The organism is Pantoea sp. GABEPS69 (assembly GCF_045780835.1).
Classification (GTDB): domain Bacteria; phylum Pseudomonadota; class Gammaproteobacteria; order Enterobacterales; family Enterobacteriaceae; genus Pantoea; species Pantoea septica.
This window is the reverse complement of the sequence record NZ_CP118618.1, coordinates 2,046,520-2,062,492: the sequence shown is the minus strand read 5'-3', so window position 1 is coordinate 2,062,492 and position 15,973 is coordinate 2,046,520. Positions and strand designations below refer to the sequence as shown.

16 protein-coding genes are annotated in these 15,973 nt (G+C 61.7%); 9 read left to right on the top strand and 7 right to left on the bottom strand.

Annotated elements, in window-relative coordinates:
* Positions 1 to 51 precede the first annotated feature (51 nt).
* On the top strand, positions 52 to 1,209 hold the full coding sequence (hpxO, locus tag PVE98_RS10165; protein ID WP_096073148.1) for an FAD-dependent urate hydroxylase HpxO: 1,158 nt from the start codon (positions 52 to 54) through the stop codon (positions 1,207 to 1,209).
* Between the two features lie 27 nt (positions 1,210 to 1,236).
* On the opposite strand, the gene dcp is transcribed toward hpxO, so the two are convergent.
* Together dcp and guaD are read right to left on the bottom strand one after the other, a co-directional pair.
* Positions 1,237 to 3,285, bottom strand: coding sequence for a peptidyl-dipeptidase Dcp (gene dcp / locus PVE98_RS10160; RefSeq protein ID WP_096073149.1), 2,049 nt, complete (start codon positions 3,283 to 3,285; stop codon positions 1,237 to 1,239).
* Positions 3,286 to 3,351: 66 nt separating this feature from the next.
* Positions 3,352 to 4,665 carry a guanine deaminase gene (gene guaD / locus PVE98_RS10155; protein ID WP_096073150.1) on the bottom strand — a complete coding sequence of 438 codons (1,314 nt, stop codon included), beginning with the start codon at positions 4,663 to 4,665 and terminating at the stop codon, positions 3,352 to 3,354.
* A gap of 95 nt (positions 4,666 to 4,760) precedes the next feature.
* On the opposite strand from guaD, the gene PVE98_RS10150 reads away from it, so the two are divergent.
* The gene (locus PVE98_RS10150; protein ID WP_096073151.1) at positions 4,761 to 5,030 is read left to right on the top strand and encodes a hypothetical protein; all 270 of its coding nucleotides are present in this window, start codon (positions 4,761 to 4,763) and stop codon (positions 5,028 to 5,030) included.
* A gap of 1 nt (position 5,031) precedes the next feature.
* On the top strand, positions 5,032 to 5,778 hold the full coding sequence (ydfG, locus tag PVE98_RS10145) for a bifunctional NADP-dependent 3-hydroxy acid dehydrogenase/3-hydroxypropionate dehydrogenase YdfG (protein WP_033747192.1): 747 nt from the start codon (positions 5,032 to 5,034) through the stop codon (positions 5,776 to 5,778).
* 37 nt (positions 5,779 to 5,815) lie between these two features.
* On the opposite strand, the gene PVE98_RS10140 is transcribed toward ydfG, so the two are convergent.
* Entirely contained in the window at positions 5,816 to 6,142 is a 327-nt protein-coding gene (locus tag PVE98_RS10140) for a YnfA family protein (RefSeq protein WP_033747993.1), read from the bottom strand.
* A gap of 134 nt (positions 6,143 to 6,276) precedes the next feature.
* On the opposite strand from PVE98_RS10140, the gene PVE98_RS10135 reads away from it, so the two are divergent.
* Together PVE98_RS10135 and PVE98_RS10130 are read left to right on the top strand one after the other, a co-directional pair.
* Positions 6,277 to 6,612 carry a DUF1283 family protein gene (locus PVE98_RS10135; RefSeq protein ID WP_096073152.1) on the top strand — a complete coding sequence of 112 codons (336 nt, stop codon included), beginning with the start codon at positions 6,277 to 6,279 and terminating at the stop codon, positions 6,610 to 6,612.
* A gap of 55 nt (positions 6,613 to 6,667) precedes the next feature.
* Positions 6,668 to 6,964, top strand: a complete 297-nt coding sequence (locus tag PVE98_RS10130; protein WP_033747186.1) for a DUF1161 domain-containing protein — start codon at positions 6,668 to 6,670, stop codon at positions 6,962 to 6,964.
* Positions 6,965 to 7,036: 72 nt separating this feature from the next.
* Here PVE98_RS10130 and PVE98_RS10125 read toward each other — a convergent pair whose 3' ends face one another.
* On the bottom strand, positions 7,037 to 8,503 hold the full coding sequence (locus PVE98_RS10125) for an MDR family MFS transporter (RefSeq protein WP_096073153.1): 1,467 nt from the start codon (positions 8,501 to 8,503) through the stop codon (positions 7,037 to 7,039).
* Between the two features lie 298 nt (positions 8,504 to 8,801).
* Between PVE98_RS10125 and osmY the strand changes: the two genes are divergently transcribed.
* The 4 genes from osmY to osmV are packed head-to-tail and all read left to right on the top strand — an operon-like array spanning position 8,802 to position 12,240.
* The gene (gene osmY, locus PVE98_RS10120; protein ID WP_096073154.1) at positions 8,802 to 9,515 is read left to right on the top strand and encodes an osmoprotectant ABC transporter permease OsmY; all 714 of its coding nucleotides are present in this window, start codon (positions 8,802 to 8,804) and stop codon (positions 9,513 to 9,515) included.
* 14 nt (positions 9,516 to 9,529) lie between these two features.
* Entirely contained in the window at positions 9,530 to 10,447 is a 918-nt protein-coding gene (locus tag PVE98_RS10115) for a glycine betaine ABC transporter substrate-binding protein (protein ID WP_407568590.1), read from the top strand.
* Between the two features lie 9 nt (positions 10,448 to 10,456).
* Positions 10,457 to 11,104 carry an osmoprotectant ABC transporter permease OsmW gene (gene osmW, locus PVE98_RS10110; protein WP_033747177.1) on the top strand — a complete coding sequence of 216 codons (648 nt, stop codon included), beginning with the start codon at positions 10,457 to 10,459 and terminating at the stop codon, positions 11,102 to 11,104.
* Positions 11,104 to 12,240 (top strand): osmoprotectant ABC transporter ATP-binding protein OsmV, encoded by a 1,137-nt coding sequence (gene osmV, locus PVE98_RS10105; protein ID WP_033747174.1) that lies wholly within the window; start codon positions 11,104 to 11,106, stop codon positions 12,238 to 12,240. Before osmW ends, osmV begins: the two co-directional genes overlap by 1 nt.
* Before the next feature lie 71 nt (positions 12,241 to 12,311).
* On the opposite strand, the gene PVE98_RS10100 is transcribed toward osmV, so the two are convergent.
* The 3 genes from PVE98_RS10100 to PVE98_RS10090 all read right to left on the bottom strand — a co-directional run bounded on the left by PVE98_RS10100 (position 12,312) and on the right by PVE98_RS10090 (position 15,894).
* Entirely contained in the window at positions 12,312 to 13,691 is a 1,380-nt protein-coding gene (locus PVE98_RS10100; RefSeq protein WP_407568589.1) for a nucleobase:cation symporter-2 family protein, read from the bottom strand.
* A 182-nt stretch (positions 13,692 to 13,873) separates the two neighbouring features.
* Positions 13,874 to 14,572 (bottom strand): dethiobiotin synthase, encoded by a 699-nt coding sequence (gene bioD / locus PVE98_RS10095; RefSeq protein ID WP_096073157.1) that lies wholly within the window; start codon positions 14,570 to 14,572, stop codon positions 13,874 to 13,876.
* Between the two features lie 104 nt (positions 14,573 to 14,676).
* Positions 14,677 to 15,894, bottom strand: a complete 1,218-nt coding sequence (locus PVE98_RS10090) for an ROK family protein (RefSeq protein WP_096073158.1) — start codon at positions 15,892 to 15,894, stop codon at positions 14,677 to 14,679.
* Between the last annotated feature and the right edge of the window lie 79 nt (positions 15,895 to 15,973).

Here is a 15,973-nt window from a genome sequence, read left to right as displayed (position 1 = left end):
CGGGGTTGGTACAAAAGTTGCAGCCTCTGCTCCATCGACAAGGAGAAAGATATGAAAGCGATTGTAATTGGCGGCGGCATTGGCGGGATGAGCGCGGCGCTCGCGCTGGAAAAAGCGGGCATCGAAACGGAAGTATTTGAAGCGGTAAAAGAGATGAAGCCGGTGGGGGCCGCAATCTCTGTCTGGCCGAACGGCGTGAAGTGCCTGAACGCGCTGGGGCTGAAAGCGCAGCTGCGCGCCCTGAGCGGCAATATGGCCTTTATGGCCTATCAGGATTACGCCAGCGGCGCGACCCTGACGCGTTTCAGTATGGAACCGCTGGTGCGCCAGGTCGGAGAATACCCCTCGCCGGTGGCGCGCGCCGAACTGCAGGCGATGCTGATCGACAGTTACGGACGCGAACGCGTCAGCTTCGGCAAACGCGTAGCGCAGGTCGAACAGCATGAGCACGGCGTCACCGCTCTCTTCGAAGACGGCACCACCGCGCAGGGCGATCTGCTGATCGCCGCCGACGGCGCGCATTCGGTTATCCGTCAGAGCGTGCTGGGCGAAAAAGTCGAACGCCGCTATGCCGGCTACGTCAACTGGAACGGCCTGGTGGAAATCGATGCAGCGCTGGCCCCCGACGATCAGTGGACCACCTTCGTCGGCGAAGGCAAACGCGTCTCGCTGATGCCGGTGAGCGGCAACCGCTTCTACTTCTTTTTTGACGTGCCTTTGCCGAAAGGCCTCGCGGAAGACCGCAGCACGGTAAAAGCAGACCTGCGCCGCTACTTCCAGGGCTGGGCGCAGCCGGTGCAGCGCCTTATCGACGCCATCGATCCAGCCACCACCAACCGCGTCGAAATCCACGATATCGATCCTTTTAGCCGCTTCGTCAGCGGCCGCGTCGCGCTGCTGGGCGATGCGGCGCACAGCACCACGCCGGACATTGGCCAGGGCGGCTGCGCGGCGATGGAGGATGCGCTGGTGCTGGCCGCTTCCCTCGCTGCCCACTCGCTGGGCATAGAGGATGCGCTGCAGCGCTATGAGGCGCGGCGCGTGAGCCGCACCCGCGATCTGGTGCTGAAAGCGCGCAAGCGCTGCGACGTCACCCACGGCAAAGATCCCGCGGCAACCGCGGCCTGGTATCAGGAACTGCGTCAGGAAACCGGCGAACGCGTGCTGGCAGGCATGTGCGAAACCATTGAGGGCGGTCCGCTGGGATAAAAAAGCGGGCATTGCGCCCGCTGAAGATTAGTCGGCCAGGCCGCGATTTTTCAGCATCGGCTCAAGCTGCGGTTCGCCGCCGCGCCAGTTTTCATAGAGCTGTTTCAAATCGCTGCTGTTGCCGCGCGACAGGATCATCTGGCGGAAGCGGTCGCCGTTCTCGCGCGACAGACCGCCATTCTCCACAAACCACTGATAGCCGTCGTCCGCCAGCATCTGCGTCCAGATATAGGCGTAATAACCGGCTGCGTAGCCGCCGCCCCAGATATGCTGGAAATAGCTGGAGCGATAGCGCGGCGGCACGGCCGTCAGCGCCAGATTGTCGCTCTGCAGCGCCTGCTGCTCAAAGCCCTCTACCGACTGCGGCGTCTCGCCGGCGTTGATGCTGTGCCAGTGCAAATCCAGCAGCGCGGCGGCCAGCAGTTCGCTCATGTCGTAGCCTTTGTTGAAGCGACTGGCGCGCACGATCTTCTGGTGTAGCGCCTCCGGCATCGCCTCGCCGCTCTGGTAGTGACGCGCATAGTTAAGGAACACCAGCGGCTCGCTCGCCCAGTGCTCGTTGAACTGCGAGGGAAACTCGACGAAGTCGCGCGGCGTAGCGGTGCCCGAAAGGCTCGGATAACGCTGGGTGGCGAACAGCCCATGCAGCGTATGGCCGAACTCATGGAACAGGGTAATCACCTCGTCCCAGCTGAGCAGCGCCGGCTCGCCTTCCGGCGGTCGGGTGTAGTTGCAGACGTTGTAGATCACCGGACGCGTCGCCAGCAGTCTCGACTGATTGACGAGGTTGCTCATCCACGCGCCGCCGCCTTTATTGTCGCGCTTAAAGTAGTCGGTATAGAACAGCGCCAGCGGCGCGTCGTCGACATCGAAGATCTCATAGACGCGCACGTCGGGATGGTAGACCGGCAGATCGTGACGCTCGCTGACGCGGATGCCGTAAAGCTGGTTCGCCGCCCAGAACACCCCTTTCTCCAGCACGTTGTTAAGTTCGAAATAGGGGCGGATCTCGCTTTCATCGAGATCGTATTGCGCTTTGCGCACCTGCTCGGCATAGAAGCTCCAGTCCCAGGCGGCCAGGGTAAAATCGCCCTGCTGCTGGTCGATGGTCTGCTGGATGGCGGCCGCTTCGCGTTCGGCGCGCGCCCGCGCGGCCGGAACGATATGGCGCATAAAGGCGAACGCCGCGTCGGGGGTTTTCGCCATCTGATCCTGCAGCTGCCATTCGGCGAAGCTGGCGAAGCCGAGCAGCTGCGCCTGCTGCGCCCGTACCTGAGCCAGCTCCAGCACCAGCGCGCGGGTGTCGTTTTCGTCGCCCTTCTCGCTGCGGCCGACCGAGGCGGCGAACAGCGCCTGGCGCGTCGCGCGCGAACGCAGTGCCTGCAGCGCAGGCTGCTGGGTGGTATTTTGCAGCACCAGCAGCCAGGCGTTCTCCAGCCCGCGCGCCTGCGCCGCCGCCTGCGCCACCGCTAAATCGGCCGGACTCAGGCCCGCCAGCTCCTCGGCCTGCTGCACCACCAGCCCGCCCGCTTTGGTCGCGGCCAGCAGCTTATTGGTAAAGCGCGTGCTAAGGCGCGCCGCCTGCTGATTGAGCGCCATGAGCCGCTGTTTGGCCTCCTCCTCCAGACTGGCGCCCGACAACTGGTAGTGCTGCCAGGTCACCTCCACCAGCCGCAGCGATTCAGGATCGAGCGCCAGCGTCTCGCGCTGCTGATAGACAGCGTCAAGCCGGGCGAACAGCGCGCTGTTCAGAACGATTTCGTCGTTGAGCGCGGTCAGCTGCGGCGCGATCTCTTCATCGACCTGCTGCAGATAATCGCTGGTATTCGCCGAGGTCATGGCGCCGAAGACCAGATTGACGCGCTCAAGCAGTTGCCCGCTGCGCTCCAGCGCCTCGTAAGTGTTGGCGAAGGTGGGCGCCTCGGGATTGTGCGCAATCGCCTGCACCTCTTTGCGCTTCTCCTCGATACCCGCCAGCAGCGCGGGCAGAAAGTCCGCTTCCTGAATCTGATCAAACGGTGGCGCCTGCCAGGGCAGCGTGCTTACCTGAAAAAACGGATTTTGTCTGACGTTCATGCCTCACTCCTGATTACCGTGCAAAGATTTATCCTGGCAGGTTGCCGCGCCCGCAACAACTCAGCTCTACGCTTTCGCCTCGTCGCGCCGCCATACCGCGCGTCCGTTAACCCAGGTCTCGGCGATGTTGCGATCGTCGCCGAGCGTCATCAACACGAACAGCCGCTCCCAGATATCCTTACTGTTGCTGATGCGCAGCCGCTGCAGGGGCGAGACGGCCAGATCCAGCACCACGAAATCCGCCTCTTTGCCCGGCGCGAAGTTGCCGATGTGCGGGTGCAGATCGAGCGCGTGCGCGCCGCCAAGCGTGGCGTGATAGAACGCCTCTGCCGCGCTGAGGCGATACTGCTGCAGCTGCCCGACCTTGTAGGCCTCACCGAGCGTCTGCAGCATATTAAAGGTGGTGCCCGCGCCGACGTCGGTGCCGATGCCGATCCTGACCTCCTGCTGCCAGCTGCGCTTGAGGTTGAACAGCCCGCTGCCGAGAAACAGGTTCGAGGTCGGGCAAAAGGCAATAGCGGAATCGGTATCATGCAGACACTGCCACTCATAATCCTCCAGATGTAGACAGTGCGCGAACAGGCTGCGTCGTCCGGTGAGCTGATGGCGATGATAAACGTCAAGATAGCCGTCATGCTGCGGAAACAGCGACTTCACCCAGGCGACCTCCTGCGGATTTTCGCTCAGGTGAGTATGCAGCCAGACGTCGGGATACTCCTGACGCAGCTGACGCACCTTTTCGAGCAGCGCCGGCGTCGAGGTGGGCGCAAAGCGCGGCGTCAGCGCGTAGCTGAGCCGACCACGCCCGTGCCAGCGTTCGATCAGCGCCCGCGTGTCGGCATAGCTCTGCTCCGGCGTCTCCAGCAGCGCGTCCGGCGCGTGGCGATCCATCATCACCTTGCCAGCGATCAGCCGCATAGCGAGCGCGTCGGCGGCGCTGAACAGCGCCTCCACCGACTGCGGATGCACTGTGCCGAACACCAGCGCGCTGGTGGTGCCGTTCGCCAGCAGTTGCTGCAGGAAAAAGGCGGACATGGCGGCGGCGTGATCGGCGCAGTGATACTGGCTTTCCACCGGAAAGGTATAGTGGCTGAGCCACTGAAGCAGCTGCTCGCCGTAGGCGCCGATCATCTCGGTCTGCGGATAGTGAATATGGGTGTCGACAAAGCCCGGCACAATCAGGCGGCCGCGCAGATCGAAAACATCGTCTGGCGCATGCGGCAGCGTCTCCCAGGCGTGCAGCCCGACGATACGCCCCGCCTCCAGCAGCAGCACGCCATCGTCGATATAGCGCGCCTGCGCCATAATCTCCTCGGGCTGCCGCGCCACATCGGTAAAATCAAAAAAGCTGGCGCGAATGGCCGTAAGGGTTAATGGCATACTTTTTCCTTTATTCCGCGTACGGACAGGGTTAACAGTCAGAAGAGCTGACTTAAAAGTGCAACCTGCATGCCAGAACAACCCGGCTATTCAATATGTTATGTGAAAAAGGCATTTTTTCCTCGGCGGTAAAAACGGTATCGTATGCGCAACCGGTTGCCTCTCTGGCAGGCAAACTGCGCTTAAAAAATGCCGCGGATGACGCGCGCGCTCCTGCCCGTCTTTGGTGCAGCGCGCGCCACAATAGCGCAGCGGAACGGCTGAAAAATTCCTTTACAGCCCGCGCGCGCTTTTGTCGCGCAGCGGTGCCGCTGAAGTGGTATGGTGAAAACAGGTCAACTGAAAAACGTGTTAAGGAACAGTGAGATGATTATTTTTGTTACCGGCGCGACGGCCGGCTTTGGGCAAAGTATCACCCGCCGATTCATTGAAACAGGTCACAAAGTGATTGCTAGCGGCCGCCGCGCCGAGCGCCTGCAGGCGCTGAAAGAGGAGCTGGGCGAGAACCTCTATACCCTGCAGCTTGACGTGCGCAACCGCGCCGCAATCGAGGAAGCGGTCGCCTCGCTGCCCGCCGAGTGGCGCAATATCGACGTGCTGGTCAATAACGCCGGGCTGGCGCTCGGCATCGAGCCGGCGCATCGCGCCAGCGTCGAAGACTGGGAAAACATGATCGACACCAATACCAAAGGGCTGGTCTTTATGACTCGCGCCCTGCTGCCGGATATGGTGGAGCGCGACGTCGGCCACATTATCAATATCGGCTCCGTCGCCGGCAACTGGCCTTACGCGGGCGGCAACGTCTACGGCGCCACCAAAGCCTTCGTGCGCCAGTTCAGCCTCAACCTGCGTACCGACCTGCACGGCACCGCGCTGCGCGTAACCGATATCGAACCTGGTCTGGTCGGCGGCACAGAGTTTTCTAACGTGCGCTTCAAAGGCGACGATGAAAAAGCGGATAAGGTTTACGAAGGCGCGACGGCGCTGACGGCGGAAGATGTCACCGAGGCGGTGTACTGGGTAGCAACGCTGCCGAAGCACGTCAATATCAACACCCTTGAGATGATGCCGGTGAGCCAGACGCAGGCCGGCCTGAAAGTGCACAAACCCTGACGAAGCCGGAGGCCAGCCTGTCGGGCTGGCCTTCCTCTCAGGCGCGCCCCCAGCCTGCCACGATAATCAGCATGCCGCAAAACGCCACCAGCGCCCCGCTCCAGTCCCATACGCTGAGCCTCACGCCGTCCACCACGCGCAGCCACAGCAGCGCGGTCAGCACGTAAACGCCGCCATAGGCCGCATAGACGCGCCCGCTCGCCGCCGGATGCAGAGTCAGCAGCCAGACGAAGGCCGTCAGGCTCAGCGCGGCAGGCAATAACAGCCAGACGGAGCCGTTCTTTTTCAGCCAGAGCCAGGGTAAAAAGCAGCCGACAATCTCTGCGATGGCGGTGAGAAAAAAGAGCAGCGCGGTTTTGATCAGCATGGGATCCTCTCGCAAAGATAAACAGATCGCCCACCACTGGTGAGCAAATAAAGCGCGATGATATACTAAGCCCTGTCTGCCGCAACCCTGAACCATCCCTGCGCGCCAGGCATTAACCGAAGGAAAAGACGATGAAAAAATTGTTTCCGACCCTGTTCGCCGCGCTGCTGGCCGGCAGCGCGATGCTGACCGCCGTGCAGGCCAGCGCCAATACCAGCCGCCTGATTATTGAAGACGGCAACAACGCCGCCAGTAATGAAGCGGCGCGCCAGAGCAAAGAGCAATGGAATGAGACGCAACAGCTGCGCCATAAGGTGAACACTCGCGTAGAGAAAGAGTTCGATAAAGCGGATCGCGCCTTCGATATCCGCGACGCCTGCGAAAAGAGCTATAACGTCAACGCTTACTGGGAAGCCAATACCCTGCGCTGTCTCGATCGCCGCACCGGCCGACCGGTCGCGCCCTGATTTTTTCTACGGACTGCTATAGTCAGTAAGGTTCACTACGCAAAAGGAGAAGGTGATGAAGAAACAGACCGGAATGTTAATCGCAACTTTACTGGCGCTGCCGATGCTGGCGCACGCCTCCTGCGAGTCCGTTAAGGCGGACATCAGCCAGAAAATCATTCAGAACGGCGTCCCGGAATCGGGTTTTTCGCTGGATATCGTGCCTAACGATCAGGTCGACCAGGCGGGCGGCCAGGTAGTGGGCCATTGCGAAAACGACACACAGAAAATTGTTTATAAGCGCGTGGGTCGCGGCGACGAAGGCAGCGTGCCAGACAGCGCAGGCAGCTCGCAGGATGCGCCTGCGCAGTAAGCTTACTCTGCTGACGAAGCCGGCCATCTTATCCGCGTCGGCACTCAATAAGGGCGACGCTGTCGCCCTTTTCTATTCCGCCTGTTCCGGCCGCTGTCGCGGCATCATCCACGCCACCCCCAGCGCAAACAGCGCGATAACCAGCGCCACCACAAATACCCAGTGCAGCGAGGCGGCAATCGCCTGCACCATATGGTGCAGCGTCTCGCTGGAGAGCGCCTCGCGCGACGGCGCCGACATAATCTGCTGCACCGGATCGGCGGCGTGCGGCAGCCGCTGCGCCAGGTTCAGGTTCAGCACGGCGCCCATCAGCGCGGTGCCGATAGCCGATCCCATCATGCGGCTGAACATAATCGACGCGGTGCAGATGCCGCGAATATCGTAGTGCGCATGGTTTTGCACCGACACCAGAAAGGTGGTGCTGGTCATTCCCATGCCGGTGCCGATAACAAAGGCGGTCGCGCCCGCCTGCCAGATTGGGCTCTCCGCGCGCAGCAGCAGCAACAAGGCGCTGCCCGCCACCAGCAGCAGCGCGCCGAGCTGGGCGGTAAAGCGGTAAGAGGTGCGCAGCATCAGCCGCCCGCTCAGCGTGCTGGCGAGCGGCCAGCCGATCGACATCATCGCCAGCGCGCTGCCCGCCTGCAGCGGCGTGCCGCCGGTGATGCCCTGGATCCAGGTGGGCAGAAAGGCGCTGATCCCCATCATCGCCGCGCCGATAATCAGATTGCCGGCGTTGCCGGCGATAATCAGGCGGCTACGCCAGATCTCCAGCGGAAACAGCGGCGCATCGGCGCGCAGCTCATGCTTTTTTAACTGCCAGCCGGCGAACAGCGCCAGAATCAGAAAGGCGCCCAGCCAGTAGCCGAGCCACTCCGCCTGCAACAGCGCCATCAGCAGCGCGCTGACGCAGATGGTCAGCCAGAGGCTGCCCGTGACGTTTAGCGGCTGCGGCTTTTCGTCGACGCAGTGGGCCGGCAGAAAGCGCGCCAGCATCGCCATGCTGATTAGCCCTATCGGCAGATTGACCCAGAAGATCAGCGACCAGCTAAAGTGCTGCACCAGCCAGGCGCCGGTCAGCGGACCGACGATCGCCGCCACGCCCCAGACGCTGGAGAGCCAGCCCTGCACGCTGGCGCGCTCGCGCGGCGAATAGATATCGGCCACGATGGTAGAGCTGAGCGGCATAATCGCGCCGGCGCCCAGCCCCTGAAAAGCGCGGAACAGGATGAGCCACAGCATGCTGTGAGCGAAGCCGCAGAGCACCGAGCCGATCAGAAACAGCGAGGTGCCGATGAAAAACATTTTGCGTCGTCCCCACATATCCGCCAGCCGGCCATAGAGCGGCACGCTCACCGCCTGCGTCAGCAGATAAACAGAGAAAACCCAGCCAAACTGTGAAAAACCGCCCAGGTCGGCAATGATGGTCGGCATCGCCGTGGCGACGATGGTCACTTCAATAGCGGCCATAAACATCGCCAGCATACAGGCGAAGAGGATCCAGCCGCGGTGGCTGACCTGCAGGTGTGCGCTCTCAGTCATACATCTCCCTTTTGTTATTCAGCAAGGCTAGCCTAAATTCGCGTCGCCGCTGTGCCCGGCGTGCGCCAGTTGTGTGACGGCGTCACGTTAACCCGCGAAAAATAGTTAATTTCCTGCTGAAACCAGATGCCACGCGGCTCTACCCGCTGTTTCAGCGATTTCTATCTGTCTGATTTTGCCGATAAAAAGTAGCGTCGCCCCTTTTAGGCTGCTATAGGCTTAATAGCTTTTTATCCATACCTGAAAAAAATGAGCGGCGTGCAATCCGCCTGCACAACAAACAACAGGGAGATCGAGAATGCAAAATGGTTCACTGGTCAGGCGCGCCGGGCTCGCGCTGCTGGCCATCGCGTGTGTGCTGACGCTGCTGGTCTGGGGCCTGGGGATCGATACGCTGCGCGCGCGCCGCGTCGACCTCATTTACCTCGGTCAGCAGCATCTCTATCTGGTTTTCTGGTCGATGCTGTTCGCGCTGCTGATCGGCATTCCCAGCGGCATCCTGCTGAGTCGTCCTTTTGCCCGCCGCTGGGCTGAGTATGCGATGCAGATCTTCAACGTCGGCAATACGCTGCCGCCGCTGGCGGTGCTGGCGCTGGCGATGGTCGTACTGGGGATTGGCGAAAAACCGGCGCTGTTCGCGCTGTTCCTCGCCTCGCTGCTGCCGATTGTGCGCAACACCTATTCCGGACTGAGCGCAGTGCCGCCTTCCCTGATTGAGGCGGCGAACGGCATCGGCATGACTAAATTCCAGCGCCTGCGTCAGGTTGAGCTGCCTAACGCCTGTCCGGTCATGCTGGCCGGTATTCGTATCGCCACCGCCATTAACGTTGGTACCGCGCCGCTGGCGTTTCTGATCGGCGCCAGCAGCTATGGCGAACTGATTTTCCCCGGCATCTACCTTAACGATTTTCCCACGCTGATCCTCGGCGCGGTCGCCACGGCGCTGTTCGCGCTGCTGCTCGACATGCTGCTGGCGGCGCTGGGCCGCTTTCTCAGCCCGCACGCGGCTTAACAGGGAGAATGATAATGACGACGCTGACACGCTGGTTCAGGCGCACCGCTGCGACTCTCGCCGCGACGCTGGCATTTAGCCAGGCGGCGCAGGCCGCCGCGCCGCTGGTGATGGCCACCAAAAGCTTTACCGAACAGCATATCCTTTCCGCCATGACGGTAATGTGGCTGCAGAAGAAAGGCTTTCAGGTGATCCCTAAACGCAATATCGCCACCACCATCGGCCGCAACGCCATGCTCAATAAACAGGTGGATATGACCTGGGAGTATACCGGCACCTCGCTGATCATCTTCAACCACATTAACAAGCCGATGTCCTCTGACGAGGCGTACCAGACGGTGAAAACGCTCGACGGCAAGCTGGGACTGGTCTGGCTCGACCCGGCTCCGATGAACAATACCTATGCGTTCGCCATGCAGCGCGCGCGCGCCGAGAAAGAAGGCATCAGCAGCATGTCTCAGCTGGTGGCGAAAATCGAACAGGTGCGCCAGCGCGACCCCGATCATAACTGGCGGCTGGGGCTGGATCTGGAATTTTCCGGCCGCTCCGACGGCATGAAGCCGCTGCAGACCACCTATAACCTGACGCTGGATCGGCCGCAGATTCGGCAGATGGATCCCGGCCTGGTTTACAACGCGGTGCGCGACGGCTTCGTCGACGCGGGTCTGGTCTATACCACCGACGGACGCGTCAAGGGTTTCGATCTCAAGGTGCTGGAGGATGACAAGCACTTTTTCCCCAGTTACAACGTCACGCCAGTGGTGCGCAAGGATGTGCTCGACAGCCATCCTGGCCTTGCGGAAGCGCTGAATCAGCTGTCGCCGCTGCTGACCAGCGAGGCGATCACTGAACTGAACAAGCGCGTCGACATCGATCACCAGTCGCCCGAGCAGGTTGCGCGCGACTTTCTCAACGCTAAAAAGATGCTGTAAGGCGGCCATATGGATACCTTTCACTACATTATCAACAACTGGAGCAGCCTGCTGGCGCTGACCTGGCAGCATACCTGGCTGGTGCTGGTGGCGGTCGGCTGCGCTATCGTCGCCGGCGTGCCGCTGGGCGTGCTGATCGTGCGCGTCAGATGGCTGGCCGCGCCGGTGCTGGGCATTGCCACCGTGGTGCTGACCATTCCGACCATCGCCCTGTTCGGCCTGATGATCCCGCTCTTTTCGCTGATCGGTCAGGGCATCGGCGCGCTGCCCGCCATTACCGCAGTATTCCTCTATTCGCTGCTGCCGATTGTGCGCAACACCCATACCGCGCTGGAAAATCTGCCGGACGGTCTGCGCGAGGCGGGACGCGGTATCGGCATGACCTTCTGGCAACGGCTGCGCTGGGTGGAGATCCCCATGGCGCTGCCGGTGATTTTCGGCGGCATTCGCACCGCCGTGGTGATGAACGTCGGCGTGATGGCGATTGCCGCGGTGATTGGCGCAGGCGGCCTTGGCCTGCTGCTGCTCGACGGTATCAGCGGCAGCGATATTCGTATGCTAATCGCCGGCGCGCTGATGATCTGCCTGCTGGCCATTATTCTCGACTGGCTGCTGCACCGTCTGCAGTCGGCGCTGACTCCTAAGGGGATTCGATAATGATAAAACTGGAAAACCTGACGAAAACCTTTACCCAGAAAAACGGCGCCAGCGTGACCGCCGTCGATAACGTCAGCCTGCATGTGCCGCAGGGCGAAATGTGCGTGCTGCTCGGCCCGTCGGGCTGCGGCAAGACCACCACGCTGAAGATGATTAATCGTCTTATCCCCAGCACCAGCGGCAAGATATACATTAACGGCGAGGATACCAGCACTCAGGATACCGTTACCCTGCGTCGTAATATCGGCTATGTGATCCAGCAGATCGGCCTGTTCCCCAATATGACGATTGAAGAGAATATCACCGTGGTGCCGCGCATGCTGGGCTGGGACAAGAAACGCTGCCGCGAACGCGCCACCGAGCTGATGAGCATGGTGGCGCTCGATCCCGCCAAATTTCTCCACCGCTACCCGCGCGAAATGTCGGGCGGCCAGCAGCAGCGTATTGGCGTGATCCGCGCGCTGGCGGCGGATCCGCCGGTGCTGCTGATGGATGAGCCGTTCGGCGCCGTCGACCCGATCAACCGCGAGACGATCCAGAACGAGTTTCTCGATATGCAGCGTCAGCTGAAGAAAACCGTGATGCTGGTAAGCCACGATATCGACGAAGCGCTCAAGCTCGGCGACCGCATCGCGGTGTTTGGCCAGGGGAAAATCGTGCAGTGCGCCAGCCCGGATGAGCTGCTGGCCAGCCCGAAAAATGATTTCGTCGGCTCGTTTGTTGGCCAGGACCGCACGCTGAAGCGCCTGCTGCTGGTGCAGGCGGGCGACGTCACCGATCAGCAGCCCACCATCACCGTAAAGCGCGCCACGCCGCTGGCGGAGGCGTTCGCCCTAATGGATGAAAACGATATGCGTTCGGTGACCGTGGTCGATAACGACGGCAAACCGCTCGGCTTCGTGAAGCGCCGCGAAGCGCGCCACGCCAGCGGCAACTGCGACTCCTTGCTGCACACCTTCCGGGTAACCGGCAAGGCGGAGGAGAATCTGCGCGTGGTGCTCTCTAAGCTCTATGAGCACAACACCGTCTGGATGCCGATCGTTGATGAAGATGGCCGCTACAGCGGAGAGATTTCGCAGGATTATATCGCCGACTACCTCAGCTCCGGCCGCACGCGCCGCCGCCTGAATCCGTAACGTTCCTGCAACCGCCTGCGGAGGCAAGCGGCCCCGGCGCATACCTCATGGCGCCGGGGCCGTGCTGTTTTCTACAGCCCTTTTTCCACCGCTTCGCCCTGCGGCAAAGCAACAGCGCGCGGTTCGCTGGGCAGCACCAGATTCAGCAGGATCGCCAGCACGCCGCCGGTGGTGACCGCATGGCCAAAAATCTGACTCACCAGCGGCGGGAACTGCTTCAGCACGTCCGGCACCGCTTCGACGCCCAGCCCCAGACCAAAAGAGACCGCTACAATCAGCATCTCGCGACGCCCCAGCGGGGTTTGGGTCATCACACGGATCCCGGCGGCCACCACGATGCCGAACATCACCAGCGTCGCCCCGCCCAGCACCGGCGGCGGGATCTGCTGCATCAGCGCGCCCACGGCGGGAAACAGCCCGAGCAGCGCCAGCATCGCTCCCATCACCATGCCGACATAGCGGCTCGCCACCCCGGTCATCTGAATCACGCCGTTATTCTGCGCAAAGGTGGTGTTGGGAAACGCAGAGAAAACCGCCGCCAGCACGCAGCTCACGCCGTCGGCGCAGATGCCGCCCTGCAGACGACGCTGAAACTGCGGGCCGCTTATCGGCTGCTGCGACAGCATACAGTTGGCGGTCAGGTCGCCCACCGCCTCAATCACCGAAATCACCGACACCAGCGCGATCGGCAAAAAAATAGTCCAGTCGAAGGCGAAGCCGAAACGGAAAAAGCCCGGCAGCGCCAGCCAGCCCGTCTCCGGTAGCGGCTTCAGCACCAGCATGCCGCTCAGCGCCGCGGCGAGACAGCCGACGGCAATACCGGCGATCACCGCGATCAGCCGCGCCCAGCGGTTGCGCATCCGGTTTAGCGCGATAATCACCAGCAGCGTCAGGGCGCCGAGCGCGAGGTTGCCGGGGGCGCCGAAATTCACAGCGTTGTGCCCACCTGCCCAGTCGGTGATGCTTACCTTGATCAGGCTAATGCCGATCAGCGTTATCACCGTGCCGGTTACTACCGGCGTCAGCACGCGGCGCAGCTGCGCAACGCAGCGGCTAATCAGCAGCGGGATCAGCGCGGCAACCAGCGTGCAGCCGAAGATCATCGCCATAATATCTTCTGGCGACCCACCGCGGCTTTTGACAATCATCCCACCGGAAAGAATCACGCCGAGAAAGGCGAAGCTGGTGCCCTGCAGGCAGATCATGCCCGCGCCGATCCCCGCCACGCGCCGCGCCTGAAGAAAGGTGCCCATACCGGAAACCAGCAGCGACATGCTAATCAGATAGGGAATATAGGCCTGCAGTCCCAGCACAGAGCCGATGATAAGCGGCGGCGTGATAATGCCGACCACGCTGGCCAGCAGATGCTGCAGCGCGGCGAAAAACGCGGGCGCTGGCCTGATACGCTCGTCCAGCCCGTACAGCAAAGCTTTCTCTTCTGAATGCGACATAATCGTGCTCCGGCAGTCTTGTGATTAACGCTGTTAATGCATTTATCACGCCACGCGCGCGGACGATGAAAGGCTTTAGAGGTAACTGATTGATCAGGAAGCAGTTAAAAACAGGAAGCGCTGCGCAGGATCCTGAAACCATCGATTCAGACGCAGCGGCTTTGCAGCATAATGTTTCACTGTCAGGCGATCTTTGCACCTGAATCGGGCAGTGCGGCGATGCCCATCGAAGAGAGATCGAGATAGCCAGCTAAATCGCGCTGTTCGGCGCGCGGCAGATAAGGCAGTTCCCCAAGCAGCGGCGCGTCGATGCTGTCGCGCAGCACGTCGATCAGTTCGGCATAGTGCGCCAGACCGGGGTTAATGCGGTTTGCGACCCAGCCGGCCAGCGGCAGGCCGTCATGCGCGATCGCCTCGGCGGTCAACAGCGCATGGCTGAGACAGCCCTGCTTGATGCCTACCACCAGCACCACGGGAATCTGGTGCTGCGCCACCCAGCCAGAGAGCGGCTTCGCATCGTTCATCAGGCTGCGCCAGCCGCCGGTGCCTTCCACCACGACGCAGTCGGCCTGCTGCTCCAGCCGCTGCAGGCTTTGACTCAACAGCGGATAGTCCATGGGCCTGCGTGGCCGAATGCTGACTTCGTCTTCTTCGTAAATCAACGGGTTGATTGCGTCATATGGCAGGGTAACTGTCGAACTGCTCTGCAACACCAGCGCATCTTTGCTGCGCAGGCCCTCCGCGCTGCGCACGGCATTTCGAGCAACCGGTTTGAAACCGACTGCGCTCAGGCCAGCGCGGGCGAGATACTGCAGAAGCGCGCGCGAAACAACGGTCTTCCCTACAGCGGTGTCAGTGCCGGTAATGAACAGATTTTTCACCCCACTCCTCCTCAACGTAACGGTTTTGTTTTACAAAAAAGCAAAACCTATTGTAAGGAGTGCGGACAGCAGGCGGCTTGCGTTAGCGCAAAGTTCAGTCGCGCTTAACCTTGTAACAGCTTCACCAGCAGATAGCCGCTGTAGAGTGCGTCTTTGATCAGGGCCGCCGCGCCGAGCGTGCCCGGCTCGCGGAACTCCGTAGGCGCAAGCTGAATCGCTTCGCTATAGGCGGGCAGCGCCTGCTGGCGAATAGTGCTGCTGACGGCGGGAAAGAGAACTTCAGCGGCCTCGTTAAGCGGCGAGCCGATGAGAATATGCTGCGGGTTGAAGATATTGACCATCATCGCCAGCATCCGTCCGACATGATGCCCGACGCCCGCGATGGCGTCGCGCGCCAGCCGATCGCCCTGCTGGGCCGCCACACAGAGCGTCTCCAGCGTCAACGGCTGCTGGTGGAGCACGCTGTCGGGCTGCGCGGCCAGACGCTGCGCCGCCAGCGCCAACAGGCTGCCGGTGCTGGCGACCGTCTCCAGACAGCCGTGATTGCCGCAGTAGCACTGCTGACCGTAGGGATCTATCTGGGTATGTCCAATCTCCACCAGCGCGCGCCCGCTTTTATGCAGCAGCTGGCCGCCGCTGATCACGCCCGCGCCGACGGTGTCGTCAATCACAATCTGGATCACGTCCTGCGCGCCGCGCGACGCGCCGAACAGCGACTCCGCCAGCGTCCAGGCGGAGATGTCGTGCTGAACGAAAACCGGCACGCCGGTGCGCTGCGCCAGCGTATCGCCCAGCGGTATCTCGCGCGCCTCGTAGCCCGGCAGCCGGTGCACCACGCCCGAGGCGGCGTTAATCAGCCCGGGCAGCGTAATGGCAATCGCCGTCAGCCGTTCCAGCTTGCGCTGGTGGCGCATAAAAAAGGCGTCGACACGATCGATCAGCGAGGTCAGCAGCGGCTGCTGCGCTTCGTCAGGCAGCGGCGAAGACTCCTCCACCAGCGCGCGGCTGCTGAGATCGCGCAGCGTCAGAGTCAGCGCGCCGTGATGCAGGCGCACCGCGAGATAGTGCCAGGCGAGCGTGTCGAGGATCAGGCCGATGGCCGGTCGGCCGCGCGAGCCCGGTTCCTGAAATTCCGTCTCCTGCACCAGATGAGCGTCGAGCATTTCACGCACGATCTTGGTGATGCTGGCGGGCGCCAGCTGCGCCAGTCGGGAAAGTTCGATACGCGAAATCGGACCGTAGAGATCGATCAGGCGGTAAACAACGCCTGCATTAGTCTGTTTGATCTGGTCAATATGGCCAGGCTGACTATCCAGCTTCACGCCCTGTGCTCCCGGTTATTTTCGCGCTTCTAAATAAACAGCGACTATGGTGAGGCAGATTGCGCCTGAGCGTCAAATA